At 52.6% G+C, this 20,370-nt stretch carries 18 protein-coding genes; all 18 read right to left on the bottom strand.

All coding sequences use genetic code 11. The features are described 5' to 3' along the window. Positions 1-26 precede the first annotated feature (26 nt). A complete protein-coding gene (gene lhgO / locus ELR57_RS20390; protein ID WP_126960939.1) occupies positions 27-1,250 on the bottom strand; it encodes an L-2-hydroxyglutarate oxidase in 1,224 nt (407 codons plus the stop codon). A 10-nt stretch (positions 1,251-1,260) separates the two neighbouring features. Further along, positions 1,261-2,346, bottom strand: a complete 1,086-nt coding sequence (locus ELR57_RS20385) for an acyltransferase family protein (protein ID WP_158630097.1) — start codon at positions 2,344-2,346, stop codon at positions 1,261-1,263. Further along, positions 2,346-3,545 (bottom strand): acyltransferase family protein, encoded by a 1,200-nt coding sequence (locus ELR57_RS20380; RefSeq protein ID WP_126960937.1) that lies wholly within the window; start codon positions 3,543-3,545, stop codon positions 2,346-2,348. The genes ELR57_RS20385 and ELR57_RS20380 overlap by 1 nt, the downstream gene beginning before the upstream one ends. After that, a complete protein-coding gene (locus ELR57_RS20375) occupies positions 3,490-4,995 on the bottom strand; it encodes an O-antigen ligase family protein (protein WP_126960936.1) in 1,506 nt (501 codons plus the stop codon). The genes ELR57_RS20380 and ELR57_RS20375 overlap by 56 nt, the downstream gene beginning before the upstream one ends. 28 nt (positions 4,996-5,023) lie before the next feature. Continuing rightward, complete coding sequence (locus ELR57_RS20370; protein WP_126960935.1) at positions 5,024-5,989, bottom strand: glycosyltransferase family 2 protein; 966 nt, start codon at positions 5,987-5,989, stop codon at positions 5,024-5,026. Next, positions 5,961-7,124 (bottom strand): glycosyltransferase, encoded by a 1,164-nt coding sequence (locus ELR57_RS20365; RefSeq protein ID WP_126960934.1) that lies wholly within the window; start codon positions 7,122-7,124, stop codon positions 5,961-5,963. The genes ELR57_RS20370 and ELR57_RS20365 overlap by 29 nt, the downstream gene beginning before the upstream one ends. A gap of 34 nt (positions 7,125-7,158) precedes the next feature. Further along, complete coding sequence (locus ELR57_RS20360) at positions 7,159-7,989, bottom strand: glycosyltransferase family 2 protein (RefSeq protein ID WP_126960933.1); 831 nt, start codon at positions 7,987-7,989, stop codon at positions 7,159-7,161. Continuing rightward, positions 7,986-9,368, bottom strand: a complete 1,383-nt coding sequence (locus ELR57_RS20355) for a lipopolysaccharide biosynthesis protein (protein ID WP_158630096.1) — start codon at positions 9,366-9,368, stop codon at positions 7,986-7,988. The genes ELR57_RS20360 and ELR57_RS20355 overlap by 4 nt, the downstream gene beginning before the upstream one ends. After that, complete coding sequence (locus ELR57_RS20350; protein ID WP_126960931.1) at positions 9,352-10,641, bottom strand: glycosyltransferase family 4 protein; 1,290 nt, start codon at positions 10,639-10,641, stop codon at positions 9,352-9,354. The genes ELR57_RS20355 and ELR57_RS20350 overlap by 17 nt, the downstream gene beginning before the upstream one ends. Then, positions 10,638-11,603 carry a glycosyltransferase family 2 protein gene (locus ELR57_RS20345; protein WP_126960930.1) on the bottom strand — a complete coding sequence of 322 codons (966 nt, stop codon included), beginning with the start codon at positions 11,601-11,603 and terminating at the stop codon, positions 10,638-10,640. Before ELR57_RS20345 ends, ELR57_RS20350 begins: the two co-directional genes overlap by 4 nt. A gap of 32 nt (positions 11,604-11,635) precedes the next feature. Then, positions 11,636-12,784: a glycosyltransferase family 4 protein gene (locus ELR57_RS20340; RefSeq protein ID WP_158630095.1), complete on the bottom strand. Its 1,149-nt coding sequence runs from the start codon at positions 12,782-12,784 to the stop codon at positions 11,636-11,638. Positions 12,785-12,786: 2 nt separating this feature from the next. After that, positions 12,787-14,478, bottom strand: coding sequence for a hypothetical protein (locus ELR57_RS20335; RefSeq protein ID WP_126960928.1), 1,692 nt, complete (start codon positions 14,476-14,478; stop codon positions 12,787-12,789). A gap of 24 nt (positions 14,479-14,502) precedes the next feature. Then, the gene (locus tag ELR57_RS20330) at positions 14,503-15,735 is read right to left on the bottom strand and encodes an efflux RND transporter periplasmic adaptor subunit (RefSeq protein ID WP_126960927.1); all 1,233 of its coding nucleotides are present in this window, start codon (positions 15,733-15,735) and stop codon (positions 14,503-14,505) included. Between the two features lie 119 nt (positions 15,736-15,854). Next, positions 15,855-16,745: a UTP--glucose-1-phosphate uridylyltransferase GalU gene (gene galU / locus ELR57_RS20325; RefSeq protein WP_126960926.1), complete on the bottom strand. Its 891-nt coding sequence runs from the start codon at positions 16,743-16,745 to the stop codon at positions 15,855-15,857. Between the two features lie 20 nt (positions 16,746-16,765). After that, a complete protein-coding gene (locus ELR57_RS20320; RefSeq protein ID WP_126960925.1) occupies positions 16,766-17,431 on the bottom strand; it encodes a CpsD/CapB family tyrosine-protein kinase in 666 nt (221 codons plus the stop codon). After that, on the bottom strand, positions 17,412-18,158 hold the full coding sequence (locus tag ELR57_RS20315; RefSeq protein WP_126960924.1) for a YveK family protein: 747 nt from the start codon (positions 18,156-18,158) through the stop codon (positions 17,412-17,414). The genes ELR57_RS20320 and ELR57_RS20315 overlap by 20 nt, the downstream gene beginning before the upstream one ends. 69 nt (positions 18,159-18,227) lie before the next feature. Further along, the gene (locus ELR57_RS20310) at positions 18,228-19,172 is read right to left on the bottom strand and encodes a GDP-mannose 4,6-dehydratase (protein WP_126960923.1); all 945 of its coding nucleotides are present in this window, start codon (positions 19,170-19,172) and stop codon (positions 18,228-18,230) included. Positions 19,173-19,184: 12 nt separating this feature from the next. Further along, positions 19,185-20,177 carry a GDP-mannose 4,6-dehydratase gene (gene gmd / locus ELR57_RS20305; protein ID WP_126960922.1) on the bottom strand — a complete coding sequence of 331 codons (993 nt, stop codon included), beginning with the start codon at positions 20,175-20,177 and terminating at the stop codon, positions 19,185-19,187. Positions 20,178-20,370 lie beyond the last annotated feature (193 nt).

The raw sequence follows: 20,370 nt of genomic DNA, 5'->3' as shown, positions 1-20,370 counted from the left end.
GGAAGTGACCAAGCCTTATCAGCGGGTTACCCCGCCTCGACCTGTTCCCCGCCTTGCTTCTCGAGAATGAGCTTGACGATATATTCCGCGAACGGTATCGAGCACGTAAAGGCCGGCGATACGGAATTGAGAATATGGATCGAGCGATCGTCTCCCTCTACGATAAAGTCCTGAACGAGAGACATTGTTTTCTTATTTAGCAATTGAGCGCGTATTCCCGGCCTTAAGAACGCCCCGAAGCCATCCTTGTCCAGATTGGGAGCTAGCTTAAGCGATAAATTGATGAAGTGATTTCGGATGTACTTCTTCATCTCTTCCATCGCCAGGGAGCGGAAGCCGAAGGCATTGGTTAGAAACAGCTTCGATTCATAGTAAAGAATGTTGGCCAACTCCGGCATGCTAAGGTTCTGGAGGCCATTGTAGTTCTCTCGCCACAGCGTGGGGATTGCCGTCGGTCCGATCTTGATCGAACCATCGACCGTCTTGGTAAAGTGAACGCCGAGAAACGGATTGTTAAGGTTAGGAACCGGATAAATATTTGTCCGGATATCCGTCTTGTTCTTCTCGTATTTGAGATAGATCCCTTTGAAGGGAATGATCGTATAATCGAACCCGAAGCCGAACTGCTTGGCGATCGAATCCGCGTATAAGCCAGCAGAATTCACGAGGAATCCGGCATGAATCGTCTCTTTCCCCGCAAAGACCGTCTGTTCGCGGCATCCTTCGAAGGGACATTCGAAAAGGATCTCAACCCCCTTCCGTTCGATCTCCTGCTTAAGAGCGAGGCATACCTCAACAGGATCTACAGTAGAGGTTAACGGAGAGAAGAGCGCCTTCTCCACGGTGCGTGCATTCGGTTCGATCATAAATAGATGCTTCTCGTCAATGGGGACGAGCTCAACCCCGTTGCGGTCTCCCCTTCTCTTAAGCTCTTCCAGACTCTCGAGTTCCTCTTCGCATGTCGTCACAACGACCTTCCCGCAGCGGTTGATCTTGAGACCGTTCTCCTCGCAATATGCCGTCATCGCGAGATTGCCCTCGCGGGCGAATCTGGCCTTCAAGCTGTCCGCCGTATAATAGAAACCCGCATGCAGAACGCCGCTGTTTCTTCCGCTGGCGTGCAAGGCGACCTCTCGCTCCTTCTCGATGATGCAGACGGAGCAATCCGGCAGCCTTCTTTTGATCTCTCTTGCTATCGTCAGTCCGATGATTCCCGCTCCGACAATCAGATAATCGTAATTCTTCGCCATTCTTGCCGCTTCACCCCTCCGCCGCCGGACTTGAAGCACTGAGCTTGATCGATTTCTTCTTGGCTGCCCAGTTCCTTATTCTCTTCATGACCGGAGCTTCGACAATGGAATAGAACATGCATCCGGCAACCAACGCTCCAATAGCGCAAGCCGTAACCATAGAGAAGTTCCCAATCCGGTTAAATAAGTCCAGCCGATTAAATACTTGATAGAAAAGATGTATCCCTAACAGGTGGATGAGATAAATCGAGTAGGAAGCGTCTCCTAGATAGGCAAACAACCCATTCTTAGAAACCTTGGCATTATCCGGCCAAGCGCAGACGGATATAACCAGGAAGAAAGAAGGGATTCCCCATGCAATGACCCTCGGGATCGATACATGCAGCCAATATTCATTCGTCCATGCACCTGACAGCAGAACGATTCCTATGCCGAGCGCCCAGTAAGCCATTCTCGGACTGAGCTTATTCCTGCGCAGCAGAACCGCTATACCGCAGCCGCCAAGGAATTCCAGATTGTGAGGGCTGAACACGTACTCGCTCCATAGCCAGACGCCATGATCGTGGATAAACATCGAGCCTGACGAGAGAATGCCCCAAACCGCGATCGTTCCGATGAGTAGCTTTAAGTTGCGATTCCAAATGAACAGTAACCCGAATAGAAAGTAGAAAAACAGTTCATGCCATAGTGTCCAGGCTACCCGAAGAATAGGCTGATGGCTCTGCGGAATGAGAAACCAGGATTGCAGGATTTCCGGAAGTTCTCGCTCGAAGCCGTCTCCGTAACTTGGAACGAGAAAATTAAAGGCGATAACGGGAACGAGCACGATCCAATAGACGGGGTAGATACGAGTCATTCTTCGAACGTAGTAGGAACGAAGACGCCTGCGCTCACCGAAGTCCGAGTAATGAATATAGCAGATAATAAAGCCGCTGATGACGAAGAATAGATCCACCCCCATGTAACCGAATCCGAAGATTCCTGAGGCGTACTCGTAATTTATCCGTTCGTTCAGCGTGATGGTCGCATGGAACAAGAGGACAAGCACGACCGCGAAGGCCCGCAAATATTGGATCCGGTGCAGCTTGGGCTTCATCACACCCCTCCTTTGGGAGTAATATCGTCTACTGGCTTGGAGCATTGCGGTTTGCTTCCGGGTTGAAGCCTATTCTTGAATAGCTTGGCTTTGATGCTCGGAAGATGTGCTTCGGTCATGCTTGCGACAAGCCACGCATACAAGATGAGACCGATCCCGATCAGCGTTCCGTAGATCAGATGCAACGCGTCCGGCTGCCAGGATTGATATCCTATCCCATTGGTAAGGAACAAGAGGACAGGCCAGTGCGTTAAATAGAGTGGATAGGAGATTCTAGCCAGCCATCTGGAGAAGCCCTTGTCTCTTCGGAGCGGGGTGACTCGTTCGTAAACGTTGTAGAAGCTTAATAGAAAGTAGAGCAGTATCGCGAAGGACACACCGACGCCGAAATAAAGCGGGAATGCCTCCAGTTCTCCCGACAGAAGGTGGGGATCCTTCCATTTGCTGAACAGCAGCATGGCGGTAACAAGCAGAATCGAGCCCGCTAACAGTATGGTCCGGATCGATTTGCTCCTTACTCTGACCAAAGGGACAACCGCCAGCAGGCTTCCCAGCAGCCATACCGCGAAATAAGCGAGAATAGACATCCCGATAAAGCAAATAATGCCCGCCGCAAGGACGAGACTGAACGCCTTCTTCCAACTGGAATTGGCGAAGAATACTTGAATTAAGCAAGGAAACAGCATGTAATACCAGAACTCGTAACTGAGACTCCATAGAGGAACATTTCGACCGAAGTTATCGACATGGATCTGTTGAAGGAAGAAGAGATTCCCCCAGAAGGTCTTCCAGTCAAGGCTCTCAGCGAAAAACCCTTCCATCCGGTAGAAGGACATGCTTAGGGAATCCCAGAAATACGTCAGCAGCAGAGCGGGCAGCAGCACGATCCAGAGGCGAATCAAGCGGCTGGATACGTAGAGGCGCCAAGACCACTGGTCCGTCTGCATCGACTTCAGAATGCTCGTCGTCATCAAGAAGCCGCTGAGAACGAAGAAGGCCATCACGAGTAGGTAGCCAAGACTAGTGAACAAATATAAAGCCTTGACCGCCAGGGGGCTGCTCGTCGCCGAAGCGGAATCGACGAACAGCTGGGGGCGCAGATGGAATACCATCACGTAAACGGCGGCAAGTCCCCTAATCAGATCAAAGTAACGGGAAGCCGGGCTGCCTAGACGAAGAGAATTCAGTGAGATCGGCATTCTCGTACGCTCCTTCCCGGTTAATAGCCTGACGGGTTATTGGCGAATCGGCGGTGCTTCTGTCCAAGTAGCCGATTGCCAACCACAGGATGGCGACGACTGCATAATGTCCGCCGGTCAACCATTGGCCTGCTTCCGATACGAGCATCCCCATGATAATCAAAGGCAGCATGTTGCCTCCGTTCGCCTTAGCTATGCCAAGGAACAGAGTTCGGAAGAAGACAAGAAGATAGATCGCTCCTCCGAAGAGTCCCGTCGCAATAAACTGATTGCTCCAATCGATCTCCGAGGAAAGCGCCTTACCGCCGAACTTGCCGGATGCGATCGTCGTAACTCCAAGACCGTACCCCAACGGGTTGCTGAAGCCTTCCTTGAACCCCTTGAACATGTAATCAATATGCCCCGGCAATGTAGAATCTTCCCCCATAGGATCGGCCAGCCCCGAGACAGAGTGAGTGATAAGTCCGTTGTCGTTGCCCAGCCTCTGCATGCCGAAAAAGAGGGCAATGAGAACACCAACGGCAACCAAGGTCAGGATTACCTTGGAGCTCGCTTTCTTGGAACAGACGACGGTCATCAGGAAGAGCGCTGTCGTGCAGGTCACAATTGCGGAACGGGAAGATTCGATGAATAGCGCCGTATACATGAGAACAACGCCGGCCGCGGCGAACAGCCTGACCCCGGACGACCCTCTCAGGAAGTAACCCCATCCAACGGTGATCGCAATGCTTAGGTAATGAGCATATTCAGCCGCGTTCGTGAAGAAGCCGATAGGACGGACCATCGTGTACACTTGCAGGGCTACATAGCCAGACAGCTGAATCCATTCTTCCTCGAACGAAAAGAAGCCGAACCAATACTGCTTGTATCCGTAAAGCGCGGCGAGGATTCCTATCAAGAAAACAAGACTGAATAACGTCCGGATCGCTTTCTCATTCAGATATTCCCGTCCGAGAATCATCATGAGAATCGGAACGATGTAATAGATGATGCCCGACAGACCGACGAACAGGCTGCCTTGCAGCGGATTAAACACCTGAAGAAGGTCGATGACGAGCATGATGCGAACCATCTTGAAAAGCTTTGTATCGCCCTCGATCTCTTCTCTTAGAATATATTTGCGGGTAAGCCAGTTTAAAGAAAGCAGAAGCACGACGATCGGACTGACGACCAAGAGCGCGTCCAGCGTATTCCAGCCTGCAACCGGGATCAAGACGCGCCGGATGTGCCCAACGAAGGGCAGGAAGACCATTAGGGACAAAATGGCGGCCCTCGGGCTCTTGATCTGAATCGCTGCAAACATGATGACGAGCGTGACAGTAATCAACAATCGTACGCTTCCGGGATTCAGGACTGCCCATCCCAACAACGCGCTAGCGGCAAGAAGCCCGCCGATGACCATTCCCCTTTGGAGGACGTGCTTATTAAAGCGTCTTGCGGCAATATTCATGGCGATTACTCCTTGCGCTGGTTAGGGATCAGGCGAATAGCCTGTTCTTTACATTCCGCAACAGGGGGCGAAGCACCCCTGGCTTAATGGCGATGACAAAAATAGCCTTCATGTACCGTTGGCTGCCCCAGTTCCGTTTGACCACTCGCTCAACCAAGTCTATCTTCTTGGCGTAGATATGAAGCTTAAGCGCCTGTTTGATAGGTCGCCGGTCCCCGTATCTGGTCATAAGCTCTTCGCAAAGCCGAATATGATCCCCGATTCCCCTGATCTCCTTCTCCAGGTTGTCGGGCGAGCTTAAAGAGTCGCTTCTTCTGCGATAGTAATAATAAGGCTCCGGCAAAAGGACAAGCCGATGGCCAACGCAGAGGCACTCGACCAACCACTTGAAATCTTCGGAGATTCTCGCATTCCGGTCGTACAGAAGCGCTTCGCCTGAGAACACGTCTCTTCTGACAATCGGCTTAAGGTAACCGAAGTCGTTCTTGATCATCGCCTCCGGAGTTACGATTGTCGCCTTCGTTATGGCTCCGAACACCTTCACTCGTGAAGTCAGGAACGTAGCGAACGGCTGCCGTTCTCCATCGTTCACGAGCTGCAAATCGTCGCATATAACCGCCGCGTCATAACGCTGGGCTGCCGCCAGAAGACGTTCAAGACGATTAGGAGCCCACCAGTCGTCGGAGTCTAGAATGGCAATCCAAGTCCCTTTGCTTTGCCGGATAGCGATGTTCCTCGCTTGGGCTACGCCTTGATTCTGGGCGTTCCGGAAGAGCCGGACTCTTGGGTCGTCAATCCCGCAGACGATCTTGACTGTGTCGTCCGTGGATCCATCGTCCACGACGATAATCTCGAAGCTCTGTATCGTCTGCTCCAGAACGCTAGCGATCGCTTGTCCGATGTATGGCTCGACGTTATAGGTCGGAATAATGACGCTGACCAAGGGAATCGAGTCTTGCGATTGCCTACCCTCCGATGGAAGGTTCTGAAGCATAGGCACTCCCCCTTTCTCTCTCGCTTCGTCTTTGCTCGGACAGAATGTCGTGAATAAATTCCGAGGTCATCTGGACTTGCCTGCCTCTATTGAATGCAGGCAGCTCCCGGGGCACTTCGTCTTGCCACCGAATAAGATCTTCCGGCTCCAAACGCCGCAGCAGCCCACGCATGGATTCGATGTAACGCCGCTCCCACGGCTTAAGCCCATCCAGCCTAATCATCCCGTCTCCAAGATCGTAGGCCATCGGGAGCTTACCCGTCACGATCGGCAACCCCATTGCCATGTATTCGCTGATTTTCGTCGTATACCGGAAGCTCCCCACTTGATCGACGCTCTGCGGCAAACTAGCCAGATCCATAGCCGATAAATAAGCCGATACTTCCTCTCTCGGTACCCGTCCGACAAGCATGATGTTGTCATGGCCCTCGGCCAGCTTCGCAAGTCTATCTTTGCCGCTTCCATCCCCGACGATAAGCGCCGTAATGTCCTTGCGCTCAAGCTCGCGGAGCGCCATCACTAATTCATAACCGTAACAGTACCCAGCCTTGCTGTTCCAATTCAAGGAGCCGACAATGCCTACGACAATCTGCTCCTTCGGAATTCCAAGGTGCTCCCTCATTCGCTGCCTTGCTTGCCGCCGCTCGTGTTCGTTCAATGGGTAAGGGGACCAGCCGGCGGCCGTCATGCCGAATCGTGTACCATAAGTCAACGCTCGTCCCGTTAAATAAGGGGACCAGCCGATAAACCCGATTGCTCTTCGATAAAGCAGCTTCTCGTAGAACTGGAACAGCACCCCCAGGAACCGATAATGGCTGGAGATAAACGGCCCGACGGCATCCCCGCTGCTCACGATGTAAGGCACTTGGGATAACAGGTTACCGAGCAGAAGGCCGAGCCCTCCGGCAATCCCCGTCCCTTCCATAACGACAGCACTCGGACGTTCCCTCCGCATCAACCGGGCGATTCGCCAGATGTTGCGCAGCTTTCTTCCCCGATCGAAGGGGTAGATTTGTGCGGCAACGCCGGAGAGCAGCTCTTTTAGCCGATTCTCGTCGTCTCCGCCGCTCCCTTGAGTGGCGAAGCCTACTATTTCAATCTTTGTTTCAGCCGCTAGGCTCGGGTAACGTTCCAAAGTTCTTCATCTCCATGACTGGATAAGATAGCGACTAGCTCTGCGATCTCGAGATCATCGAGTAAGAATGGTTGATCGTGCGCCATGCCTGCTCAAGCTTCTTCTCCTTGATTCCATGAAGCAGGACATGGAGCGAGGCCGCGGCTAAGAAGGAGATCGCCTTCATCCTTCTGCGCTCCGTGAACCGATATCTCTTGAAGGTCGCGTATAGCCTGGAGGCTTCGACATATGGTTCGTAGTAATCTCGGTTAACGATCGACGGATAATGATCGTTAACCGCTCCGGGGGCTAGGAGAATGGGGTATCCCCAACTCGCCGCTCTAGTCGCGATATCCACCTCTTCATACCCGTAGATCAACTTCTCGTCGAACTTCAGATCGCCGAACAATTGGATCGGAAACACCGTGCTATTGATGACAATGGTCCTTAGCGGTTCTCCTTGTCGATATGCCCGGCTCTGAAAGCCTAAGAACGATTGCTCGTTCGGATGGACGAGCTTACCTCTGTTATTCTCCAGTCCGGTGACGATTACCGGTTTCTCCGTTCGTCCCGCCTGTTGTCTCGCCTTGAGAATGTCCCATAAGAAAGTTTTTGAGAGCACGACGTCGTCATCCATAAAGAGAACGTGAGAACCGGTTACCTCGGAGAGGCAATGATTCCGGTTCGCAGCTAGTCCTTGCTTAGGCCCGCGTAAATAACGCACCTCCGAAAATTCACGGCGGATCAGCTTGCCTGTAAGGGAGTCCGTGCTGTCATCCGATACGATGACTTCATGAATCGGGTAGCTGGATTCCTTCAAAGAAAGAAGGGCTTGCTTCAACTCTTGTGGCCGATTCCTCGTACAGATGCAAACCGAAACTCTCATGGCAGGATTCCTCCCTTGGCGGACAGATCGCTTTTCCTCAATGGCTTAAGCTTCCGCAGTATGACCATCGTCGATCTGGCGAGCTCCCGCAGGTCGTCGAGATTCGGCACGAAATCGATCGGCTTCAGTCTCCTAATGCATCTTCCATACCAAATGAACCGAACGGCAAAGCTCATTACCGCGCCCATGAGGACGGAGAAGGCCGCTCCGCTGATGCTCCATGCGCTTAGCACGAGAACCATGCTTAGCAGGGTTGCTCCCACATTCGCGGCGTCGGCGACCGTATTATGCAAAGTTCGTCCCGTGCTGTTTAGCGCACCGCCCAGAATGCTCGACAATCCGCTAAAGAGAACGCTCGGAAGCAGAATGATTCCCGGCAGAACGGAGGCTAGATAAGCTTTGCCGAACAATAACGGAATGAGCACGGGCTCGGCTAAACCGAGCAGAATGCCTCCTAAGAAGGTACTTAGCGCCGTAAGCCGAATGAAGCGGCTCGTTCTCTCATGCAGCATCTTAGGGTTCTCCTTCACCAGATCCGGAAAGCTCGTCACTCCGATAGCCGCCGGCAGTGCCCAAAGGATTCCAAGCGCGCTGCTCGCTGTCTGGTAATAGGCGAGCGCTGCCGGCGTGAGAGCGAAGATCAAAAGTTGGGAGCTGCTGTTGCCGACGACGTTCACGACGCTGCTGCCGTGGCCCCTGAGTCCATACCAGAAGCCTTGCTTGAAGATCCTCCATCGGAAGCTTCCGCCCGACCTTAGGTTAGATCTCAGTTGATAAAGATAGGGCAGCAGGCCGAGGAAGGAGATGGCGCTGTTCGTCGCGAGACACATGGCGATGGAGAGAGAGTCCGCCGTGAAGTAGACAAGCCAACAGGCCGTCAGCACCGCAGGAACGCCAACCCTCAGAAGGTTAATCGTGGAGAAGCGCTGCTCCGCCGCGAGAATCCCCGAGAAGAGGCTGGAGAGCGGACCCGTGATGGAGGAAGCGAAGTACAGGTAAGCCATCAGCTTCTCGTCCGCGCTGAGATGACGCTTCAGCATCCAGTCGGCGAAGATCGCCACCACCCCCACGCAGACCGCACCGGTTCCGATTGCCCAGACCAGCAGCGTCGCGAACACGTCCTTGCGGTCCTTGTCCCGGCTTCGGCTCCATAGATAGACGGTCGTGATGTAGATGCCGACATCGCAGAAGCCCAGAATCAGTCCGTTCCACATCGTAATGCCAAGGTACATTCCGCGGTCGTCCGGCGATAAGCCTCTGGACAGAAGGATAGCGGAGAAGACGTTGATGAACATGAATCCGGACATGCTCATGAAGGTCTGCAGCGTATGGCGAAAGAGAGTGGACGCTCCTCCGCCCGGCCTAGTTCGAGACCCCATACACCGCACCTCTGCCAGCCGAAACGCTTTGCTTTTTATGCACCAGACGTTCGAAGATTTCCGCCATGTCGTCTCCGACCTTCTCTCGCGAGAACAATCGAACCGCTTCATGTCGGGCCACCTCGGACAGCTCGCTGCCGCGTCCGGATCGAATCTCTTCGTAAAGCTTGCGCACGGCTGCCTCCAGCGCGTCCATGTCGCCGGCGGCGAAAATGCGGCAGACCCGCTCTTTCACTTCCTCGGCGGCGCCGATCTTGTCGCTGGCAACGACAGGCAAACCGCTGGCTAACGCCTCTCCGACCACCAAGCCGAAAGGCTCGTAATGGCTGGGAATGACAAGCGAATCCACTTCATGGTACAGGCCTTGCAGCTGCTTGCCCGAGATCTCGCTGATATAAGTGGCGACCTCCGGATTCAATCCCTTCAGCAGCCCCCGGTAATCGGACCACAAGGAGTGATTGCCAACCAGGATGATTTTCGCTTGGCCCGCCAGGTCGGAGAGACGGCGAGACAGTTCTACCATCATCTCGGTACCCTTGCGCACCGAGATCCGGGAGACAAATAGAAAGGTAACCCGATTGTCCGTGCGGTTCTGCCGAAGCTCCGGCATCGGCCTGAACTTATCCACATCGATAGGGTTGGGGACAAAAAAATTGACCTTATCCGGGCTCAACTTGTAATCCTCGCACAGTTCCTTCGCGAAGTTGCGGCTTAAGCTGACGATATAATCGACTGACTTCACGTGACGCTTCTGCGTGCTGGCTCGAACGTTCAGCATGAGCCGGACCAGCATCCGGGTCGCCCAGCTCTCCGAACCCTTCGCCAAATGCTTCTCCCGCCGATGCCATCTGAGCTCGGCAGCATGATGAACGGTCGGGTAGAGAACAATAGGTGGAAGCTGCTTCTTGTATTTCTTGAGCGCATGCAGCTCGATATGCGAGAATTGGAACACAAGGTCGTATGGCTTGATCCGATGCTGCTCCGCCATGATCTTGGCGAGCTTCATCTCGCAGCGCAGGTTCGCGTATTGTCCCGTTACGAACGCCATATAGTTGTTGCGGCTGTACCAACGGTTCCAGCTCCACGAGGTCGCCTCGCAGAAATAATTCAGATTCTTCTCTTTAAGGAGAACTTCCGGTATGTTTCTCCTGTCGCCCGAGAAATAGCAATCTACTTCAATTCCTTTTCTCGATAACTCCAGCAGAATGGAACGTCCAACTCCCGTAGCCCCGCCTCCGTCATTCGGCATCGGCCCGATCCAAGCAATTCTCACGAGATTACCCCTCTCTTCTTGACCGGTTGTTCTTCTGCGTACGCTCTCCAAGTACGATACCCGTCCATAGTTCCGCTTAGAGCGGCCATCCACTTCCAATTCGCCAGCTTCGGCTCAATAAAGAGCAACCTCATCCATTGAAGCAGCCCCGGCGATGATATCGTTCCGATCGCCAGCATCCAAATCATGAATACGATCCGCCGAAACTTATCGAAGTTGGAAAGAAGAACAAACGTCTCGTTATGAACCCGGTTATGCATCGCGTTCTTGTTGAAGGTGTTGCGTTGATCCTCATCGAATCTCGACGCCGGATAATGATCGATTGCCACCGCCGGATCATAGAGCAGCTTCCAGCCGGCCCGCTTCACCGCCATGCTGAATTCCATGTCGTTATTGACTTGGGCGCCCGCCCCCCTCAACCTCGAATGGAACCATATATTCTCGATCGCACCTCTTCGGTAGCTCATATTGGCTCCCTTGAGAAAATCGACGGTTCGGGGTTCGCCTTCTCCCAGATGATGATTGCCCACGACTCTCCCGAACCATTGAACCTTGCCGACGGTGTACACTCGGCCGTCGTTACAATAACTCTCCCCCGGGATCCAGTCGCGGCCGCCGATTCCTCCGAGCAAGGGATCACGCGCGAAGTGATTCTCGATCCGCAGCAACCAATCATTCCTAGGAGCCGCATCGTCATCCGTGATAGAGACGATCTCGCCTCTTGCGAACCGGAGGCCGGCATTCAATGCCGCAACTTGGCCCGGTTCCATTACCGTTATGATTCGGAGCGGTTCGCAAAGGGCCGCTTCTTGCTCAAGGAACAGGCGAGTCTCATCGTCCGTATCGCGAACGACGATGAGAATTTCGTCCGGACCACGGATCTGATTCATCAGGGCAAGCAAGCATCTGCGAAGATCGCTCGTCCTCCGGTACGTCGGAATAATAACGGAGATTTCGGACATGGCATCACCTATCATTCAATAATCAGGGATAGCTATGGGACAAGCTCCCGATCGTACAGCTCGGAGAACAACCGATAAGTATGATCCCATGTCAGTGCTTGCACCTTGTTATGAGCCTTTATACCGAGTTCACTTCGGCCTTCAAGCAAGAGAAGCTCGCGAAGCGAATCTGCGATCTGGTCCGCATCCCGTTCGATGAAATAACCGTCCACCTTGTGGTCGATCAAATCCTCCACTCCGCCTACCATCGTCGCCATAATCGTCAACCCTGCTGCAGCAGCCTCATGCACGGCTAGCGAGAACGTCTCGTATAGAGTCGGACATATAAAGAGATCGCTCGAGCCAAGCCATTCCTCCGGATTCAACTGCTTGCCTACAAAGCGAACTCGATGCCGATAGGCAGCTGCGACCTGCTTCCTATTGCTTTCGCTGTCTCCGCTACCAACGATGAGCAGCTCGAGAGTCGGGAATTGCTCCGCCACTTGATTGAACGCCGCAATGACGTAATCGAGCCCTTTCCGTTGCCAATCCCCGCCCATGAAGAGCAGAAGGAGGGCCTTCTCCGGAAGTCCGAGACGCATTCTCGTCTCCCGCTTCCGAAGCTCGTCATATGGCCGAAATGTCTGGACATCGACGCCATTAGGAATGACTTCTACCATCGAGGAGTCATACGGGAAGAAGCTGATGATCTCCGATTTGACCCGGTTCGAGACCGCGATAAGACGTTTTGTCCGGCTGGGGCGGTAGATAAGCTTCTCCATAGCAAGCGCGATCCCCGTCGTAAGCTTCTGATTGAGACGATACGGCCAAGGCCTTCCTTGCGTTGCTTCTCTGCCTCCAAGCGCTTGCCGGTAACCCGCGATACAGAAGTGAACGGTCGAGAAGTCCGCACGATTGAAGACAATAGCCCCTGTCGTATGCAGCAAATCCCGTTTAATGAACAACAGGCGGAAAGAAGCGACGATCGCGAACAGGATGAGCATGATCGGGACAGGCCGAGAAATGACGGGCACCCGGACGAATCGGACGCCCTCGGGATCTCGAAGATTCATTGTGGTTGCCACCACGACCACGTTGTAATCCCTCTTAAGCCTCGTAATCACTTCCTCGAGATGCGATTCCATCCCGCCCTTGCCTCCGACGTCGTTCGCGACAAGAACGATCGTCTGTCTCCTCTTCAAGGTCATAACTCGACAAGAAGACGAGTAGCTTCCCCATACGCCGTGTCGATCGCTTCGAGAATTCGTACGTGCTGAATATAAACAGAGCTCTTTAAGCTAGGAAGCATAAGAGACAGGGTTCCCGTCTTCAGAGGGATCGTACTCGAATAAGGAAGATACTCAGCCGCAACCACGTTATTGTCTCCGTCCAACAACTCGAACTTGAGCCTGCTGAATTCCGAATCGACGATCACGTTGTCCAGGTGAGAGATTTCCGAGTTCACCTCGAGTACGGGATCCGGCGTCATTGCAACCTTCCACTTGGAGAAGCTTAACGAGTACGGATAGGCGAGCTTGGATGTCGTGTTCGGATCCGCTTCGGTCGTCTTCACCTGAAGTGCCGCGATCGGAATTTGCAATGGAGCAGCCGTCTGATTGTCGAAGAGGGTAAGCATCCATTCCTTGTCGCTCCCTTCCTGGGGCACGGTGAATGCGTAACTGACGACGTAGCCTAAATTCGGAGGGAGGAGCTTGTCCGAGGTCGATTTAGAAACTCCCTCATATTGACTGCCGTCCTCGCTCTTTAACTGAGTACCGAATGGCGGCAGAAGTACCGGGGTTAAGCTCTTATTCATCAATTTGAACTTGGCCACGATCGTGTCGAAGCCTCCATTGACGCTCTTGAAGCGATTTAATTCGACGAGCGATACCGATAAATCCGGGGTGATCATCTGGTTCAGTTGATTGAACGAGATCGGGTTGTCTAGCGTATAAGGGGTTGCCGCCATATTGGCGTTCAAGCTGTTTGGAAGCTTCACGTTTAAGAGCCCTACGTTGTAGGCAATAGCTGAATTCGTGGTTCCCTGCAGACTGGAGAAGGATTCCGTCGTAAGCAGATTCACGCTGTTCAGGCTCGAGAAACTATCCGTTATAATCGTGAAGTACAGTCTCTGCTTCTCTCCGGGTTCGATCGCTTTGTCCCCCGTACCTACCCATTGACCGGCGAATGATTTATTCGACGCCTTGCCTTCGATCAGTAGTTCCGGAAGGAAGGTCTTGCGAAACGCCGTGTTCTCTACTTGAAAAACAACCAATACCGCCGGCCCTTTCAGCGTATTCTGCTTCACCGCGCTGATTGGAGTAAATCTAAGGGTTGGCGATAGGGTCGACAACGTAAAGGATTGCCCCCATTCCTTCACCGAATTCGGATTGCTGAACGAGGAGTTGCTTCCCCTCCATTCCAAGCCCGCGATAGAAAGCGTAAGCCGCGCCGCCTCTACCTTCGGGTAGACGTTATTGTTAACTTCTACCCAGACAAGTTTCGCAAGCGAGAAGGCTTCTTCGCGAGAGACGATGATCATGTAGCTTAACACGACCTTCTCCTTCGGTTGGATGGACCCTGCATTCGTTGAACTAGGCTTAAGCGTGTACTCGATCCCATCCGAGGTCCTAACCCTGAGCTCATAACTCGGTACCCTAGTAACCTTAGTAGACTGGTTCGTCAATCGGACAACGACCCCGATTCGAGTTCCCGCGGCAACTCTTTCGTTCAACACGCTCTTGACCTCCACGGAGATTAGGCTGTTCAGCTTGTATGAGGGAAGCGCGGCCGCCGAATTCGCCGCACTCACCTTCGAGGCTGGTGGAGATACGGTCGTAACAAGCAAGGCGACTAAAGCGAATACGGCAAGTAGCTTTGTCCAGAATGCTCTCATGTCTTTTACCCCTTCGTATTTGTTCTAAAAAGGCTTGGCGGAAGGCAGCTGAACCTTCTCGTTGTCGTGCAGTTGGCTTACTCCGGAGATGACGATCGATTCCCCCACTTCGATGCCGGATAGCACCTCTTGAATCGGTTCATTCACTCTTCCCGGCTCGATCCGACGCTTCGAGACCGTATCGCCCGAAAGAACGTAAACATAGGATTGGTCTCCATCCTTTACGATGCTCTTCGTAGGAATCGCGAGAACGATCTGCTCCTCTTCCGTCGTCAACCTTACCTTCAGCTTGTTGCCCGGTTTAAGATTATTGTCCGGGTTGGGCGCCGTAAGCTCCAGAACGTAATTCCCCGTCTTCGCGTCCGGATTCGGGGAAAGGTAGGTAATCGGGGCTGGCTTTGGCTGGCTCCCGTCTTGCGGCAAATAGCCCAATTCCTTTTTCCCATTTACGAATCCAAGGTATGCAGGCGGGAGAGAGACCGACAGCTTAACCGCATCCAGCTTCTGAACGATGCCGATTGCGACGCCTGACTGGACGACGGCGCCAGGCTCCAAGCTCAGGTCGGTTAGTATTCCGGTGATTGGTGCCTTAACGTCCATCTCTTTAAGCGCCTGCATCGCCGATGTCACTTGAAGCTCAGCCGAGTCGATTCCGCTTTGCATCGCATTCGATTCGGACAGCTGCTGTTGCTTGAGCACCTCCAGCGAAGTCTTGGCGGAAGTCAACTGCTTGCTTGCCGCGTCCAGCTCCGCATCGGTCGCCGTTCCCGCGTCATAAGCATTGCGAACCTGATTGTAATTGTTCGTCGCAAGCTGAACCGATTGCTTGAATTGCGAGAGGGAGGCCGTATGGTTACGGTTGACCCTAGCCAACTCTGCCTTGGCCTTGCTTAGCTCGATGTTGGCATTGTCCAGCTGCATCTGAAGCTCTTGCGAATCAATATGAACGATAGTGTCTCCTTCATTCACGAGGTCTCCTCGGCTCTTGAATAGCTTGCTTACGATACCGCTCTTGGAAGCTTGCACTTCCATCTCCACCGAGGGGAGGACCTCCGACAGAATCTCAACCGGATCTCCGATGCTCTGCTTTGCGACTTTCGCCACATTCACCGTAGGAAGAGTCGTTGACGGCGAACTCTTATCGGTTTGCTTCTCTCCAGGCGTTCTCAGAGAGCAGCCAACCAGCAACGTCGCGCTCAGCGTAACGATCCCCGCAAGCTTAAGCCAGCTCGTGGTCTTGCGAATTCTCCATCTCATAAGGAATCTCCCTCTGTTTCATGGACGGTGCCAAACGACAAAGAAATCAAGATCGCCTTGCCTAAGGCTTTCTTGATTCTCTTCGCTCACATCCGTTCCGTTAGTCCTAGATCCGTGCGTCAACCGATTACACGAAGCTCCCTTTGTAGCTCGAGCAGCTTCTCCATCTCATACATAAGCGGCGCTCTCAGCTCTTCATTGCGCAACGCGAAATCCAAGGTCGTCAGAATAAAGCCTAGCTTCTCGCCGACATCGTATCGGATTCCATTGAATTGATAGCCATATACACTCTGAATCTCGTTCAGCTTCTCGATCGCGTCCGTCAATTGAATCTCGCCGCCAGCTCCGATCTCCTCTCGCTCCAAGAAGGAGAAAATTTCCGGAGTCAGGATATACCGACCGATGATCGCAAGATTGGAAGGCGATTTCCCTTCAGGAGGCTTCTCGACAAATTTACGCACATGATAGAGGCGCCCCTCCCTATTCACCGGATCGATGATCCCATATCTATGGGTCTCCTCTTCCGGTACCGGTTTTACTCCGATGATGGACGAACCTGTTGACTCATATTGATTAATCATTTGCTTCAGGCATGGAACCTCCGCTTGGACGATATCATCCCCGAGCAGAACGGCAAAGGGCTCGTCCCCGATGAACTTTCGAGCACACCATACGGCATGCCCAAGTCCTTTGGGTTCTTTCTGCCGGATGTAATGGATCTCAACCTTTGATGAGCGACGTACTTCCTCTAGCAGCTTGAGCTTCCCTTTCTCTACCAGATTATTCTCAAGCTCAAAGGCATGATCGAAGTGATCCTCGATCGCGCGCTTGCCTTTGCCTGTGACGATAAGAATGTCCTCAATGCCGGACTCGATGGCCTCTTCCACGATGTACTGAATAGTAGGCTTGTCGATGATGGGAAGCATCTCCTTGGGCATGACCTTCGTCGCCGGAAGAAACCTCGTTCCTAAGCCCGCTGCCGGGATAATCGCCTTTCTAACCTTTTTCATCCATCTCCCACTCCTTCTCTTTATGGATACACGGCCACATCCCTATTGTTTATCTTGTTTAAGGCGACGCCGAGCACGTGCGCGTTCACGCTCGCCATCTCCTCGACAAGCCTTCTAGCATCGTCGCTCTTCACCTTGTGATATTCGACGACGATAACCACGCCATCCGTCTTGGATGCTACGATCGATGCGTCCATCACCTTGAGCGCGGGCGGAGTATCGATCAACACGACATCGTACTCCTTCTTGAGGTCTTGCAGCAGTTGATCGAATCTCTTGGATGCTAATAGCTCCGAGGCATTGACCGGGATCGGCCCCGACGGTAGAACCGATAAACACGGAATGCCGGAATCTTGGATGACTTCGCTGAACTCGCGATCCATTGCGAGAATGTGAGTTAAACCTTGATTATTCGAGATGCCAAACGCCGTATGAATCGACGGCTTGCGCATATCGGCGTCGATCAGCAGCGTTCGCGTCCCGATCTGGGCGTAAGCTGCCGCCAGGTTAAGCGCCGTGGTCGATTTTCCCTCCCCCGGATTGGCCGAGAGAAGAGCGATGGTCTTCATCTCTTTGCGTCCGGCGTTGAATTCGATATTGATCCTTAAATTGCGGTAAGCTTCAGCCAAGGCGGAAGTCGGATTGGAATGCAGGGCGATGTACACTCTATTGTTGGATCGAGGCATACTTCGTTTCCCCCACCTGTTTATGAGATGTCTTCTTCGTCTTTGTAGCCTTGCGCTTGATTGTCGGAATCGTCGTTAATGTAGGCAGGTTCATGACGGTGCGGATATCCTTCTTGGTTTTGAGGCTGTCGTCCAGGAATTCAAGCAAGAATGTAATCCCCACCGCAAAAAGAAGCGAGACCGCGAAGCTGATCACAATCTTCTGGCTGATATCTTGATTGATAGGGGCCGGGTTCTCGTTCGGATCCGCCGTGTTCAACAACTCAACGTTGTTCACCTTCATAATTCGAGGAATTTCAGTCTTCACTACCTGCGCGACAGCGTTAACGATGTCTGCAGCCCTCTCATAGGTGTTGTCCGTAATCTGCAGTGTCATGACTTGGGTTCCGTTGTAGTTGAATATTTGGAGTTTAGATGCCAACTCTTCCTCGGAGAGATTTAATTCGGGATAACGTTCGATCACAACGTCCATAATGGCGGGGGTCGTGATAATCTCCTTGTATGTCTCTACCAGGCCGATATTGACGTTAATCGCACCGAAATCCATTGTCTCCGATCCTTGCTGATCCTGATCGGTCTTATTCACTATCAACTTGGTCGATGCCTGATAGACCGGCTGATAGTTCTCGTAGCTGAAATAAGCCGTCACCGCCATCGAGATCGTTACGCATAAAATGATGAGCCACAGCCGCTTTTTTAGCAGCTTCAAATACTGTTTAATTTCCATTAGAGACCTCCTGAGATCGCTCAATGTCAGAAACGCCCATCGGAATCGACGATTACCTCCGCCTTGTTCTCACGAATCTTGAACCTGTCCTCTCCACCAATTAAGCGTCTCGAGCAAGCTTTGTTCAAAGCTCCATCGAGGAGACCAGCCTACTGCTTTCCTCAGCTTGTCCGAGGAACCAACATAGACGGGAATGTCCACCGGCCTGAACTTGCCCGTATCGACCTCGATCTCGATCGGAACGCGGGAGAATTGGACCAAGGTATGTAAGATACCGACGATCTCTCTTGGAATCATTGAGCTCACGTTATAGATTCCCGGCTCGACTTCGTTCTCCGATAAGCTGGCGTATGCGCGAACAACATCCCGAACATCGGTGAAGTCTCTCTTGGCGGATAAATTGCCGACTCGAATGACCGGGTCCATCCGTCCTGTCTCTATCATCGCGATCTGGGAGGCGAAATCCGCGACGACAAAACCCGGTGACTGCCCTGGACCGAAATGGTTAAAAGGACGAACATGAATGACGTTCAATCCGTCCCTTCGGGCTGTCTGCATCAGCAGCTGACCCGCTGCGAACTTGCTGACGGCGTAAGGATTCTGAGGAATGCAAGGAGACAACTCCGTGATAGGCTCGCCATGATCGGGAGTCGCTCCATATTCTTCGCTGGAACCGATGGAGATCAACTTCGCAGCGGGGCAAATCTCTCTTATCGCTTCAAGTAGATGAAGAGAAGCTATCGCATTGAGCTGCATCGTATGCAAGGGGTCTCGCCAGGAGTCTGCGACGTTGCTCTGAGCCGCCAAGTGAATGACCGTTTCCGGCTGAGCAAGGAGTAAAGCATGGCGTATCGCCTCTGGGCTTCGAATATCCAACCTTACATGCCGGATGAAGCATGAATCTCCGGATTTGGAGCTTCTTAACCCTGCCGTGACCTCATGCCCCTGCTTCGCCAAGTATTCGGCAAGATGCCGCCCGACGAATCCTCCCGCTCCTGTCAATAGAACTCGCATCGCCTCGCAGCCTCAGATGTTGACGAGAGATCCGCGGCTCTCGTCTTTTATTCTTTTCAGATCAGAATCGACCATGAGCTCGATCAATTCTTGCAAGCTCGTTCTCGGCTCCCATCCGAGCTGTCTCATCGCTTTCTCCGGATTGCCTAGAAGCACGTCGACTTCAGCCGGTCGATATAGCTTTGGATCAATGACCAAATAGTCTTCGTAGTTTAAGCCAACGTAGTCAAAGGCAAGTCTGCACATCTCTCGAACGGTTGTCGTTCTTCCCGTAGCCACCACATAATCGTCAGGGTTCTTCTGCTGCAGCATAAGCCACATCGCTTCTACATAATCGCCTGCGAAGCCCCAATCTCTCTGAACATCAACGTTGCCAAGATAGAGCTTGCTCTGCAGGCCGTATTTAATTTTTGCTACTGCGTAGGTGACTTTGCGCGTTACGAATTCGATACCTCGGAGGGGGGACTCGTGATTGAATAGAATTCCGCTGCACGAGAATAAGTTGAAGCTCTCTCGGTAGTTGACAGTGATCCAATGACCGTAGAGCTTGGCAACGCCATACGGGCTTCGGGGATAGAATGGAGTGGATTCCGATTGCATAGGCTGCTGTACCAAGCCGTACATTTCGCTTGTCGAAGCTTGGTAGAATCGTATTGCATTATTAGTAAGGCGTATCGCTTCTAGCATATTCACGACACCTATCGCCGTTACATTCGCGGTTAGGATAGGCTGGTCCCAGGAAGTTCCGACAAAGCTCTGGGCCGCCAGATTATACACTTCATGCGGCTCTGCGATTCTCAGCGCGCGGATTAGAGAGGATAAATCCGTTAGATCGCCTTCAATCAGCTCGATTTGTTGTTCAATTCCTAAGTATTCTAATCTCCAATTCATTCTGGAACTGCGCCTTGCGATAAGGCCAAATACGCGATACCCCTTATCTAACAAAAACTTTGCCAAGTAGGAACCGTCCTGTCCCGTAACTCCCGTAATTAGTGCTGATCTCATCCCATTCAGCCCCCACGTTCTTAAATCTCATGATCTTATTTATCAATAGCGGGCATTAAACCCGTCCTCACGCCACACCCTTGACAATAATGTCTAAGGCACATAACCCACAGCATGGCCGAGCTGCCTACGATGATAAAGGTACAGTAGACATCACCTTCGTAAGGAACGACTTTTGGCTTCGGATGTCCGT

It is taken from the genome of Cohnella sp. AR92, from assembly GCF_003990975.1.
GTDB lineage: Bacteria > Bacillota > Bacilli > Paenibacillales > Paenibacillaceae > Cohnella.
Note: the sequence above shows the minus strand (reverse complement) of the source record. Positions and strands in the feature narration are given on the sequence as shown.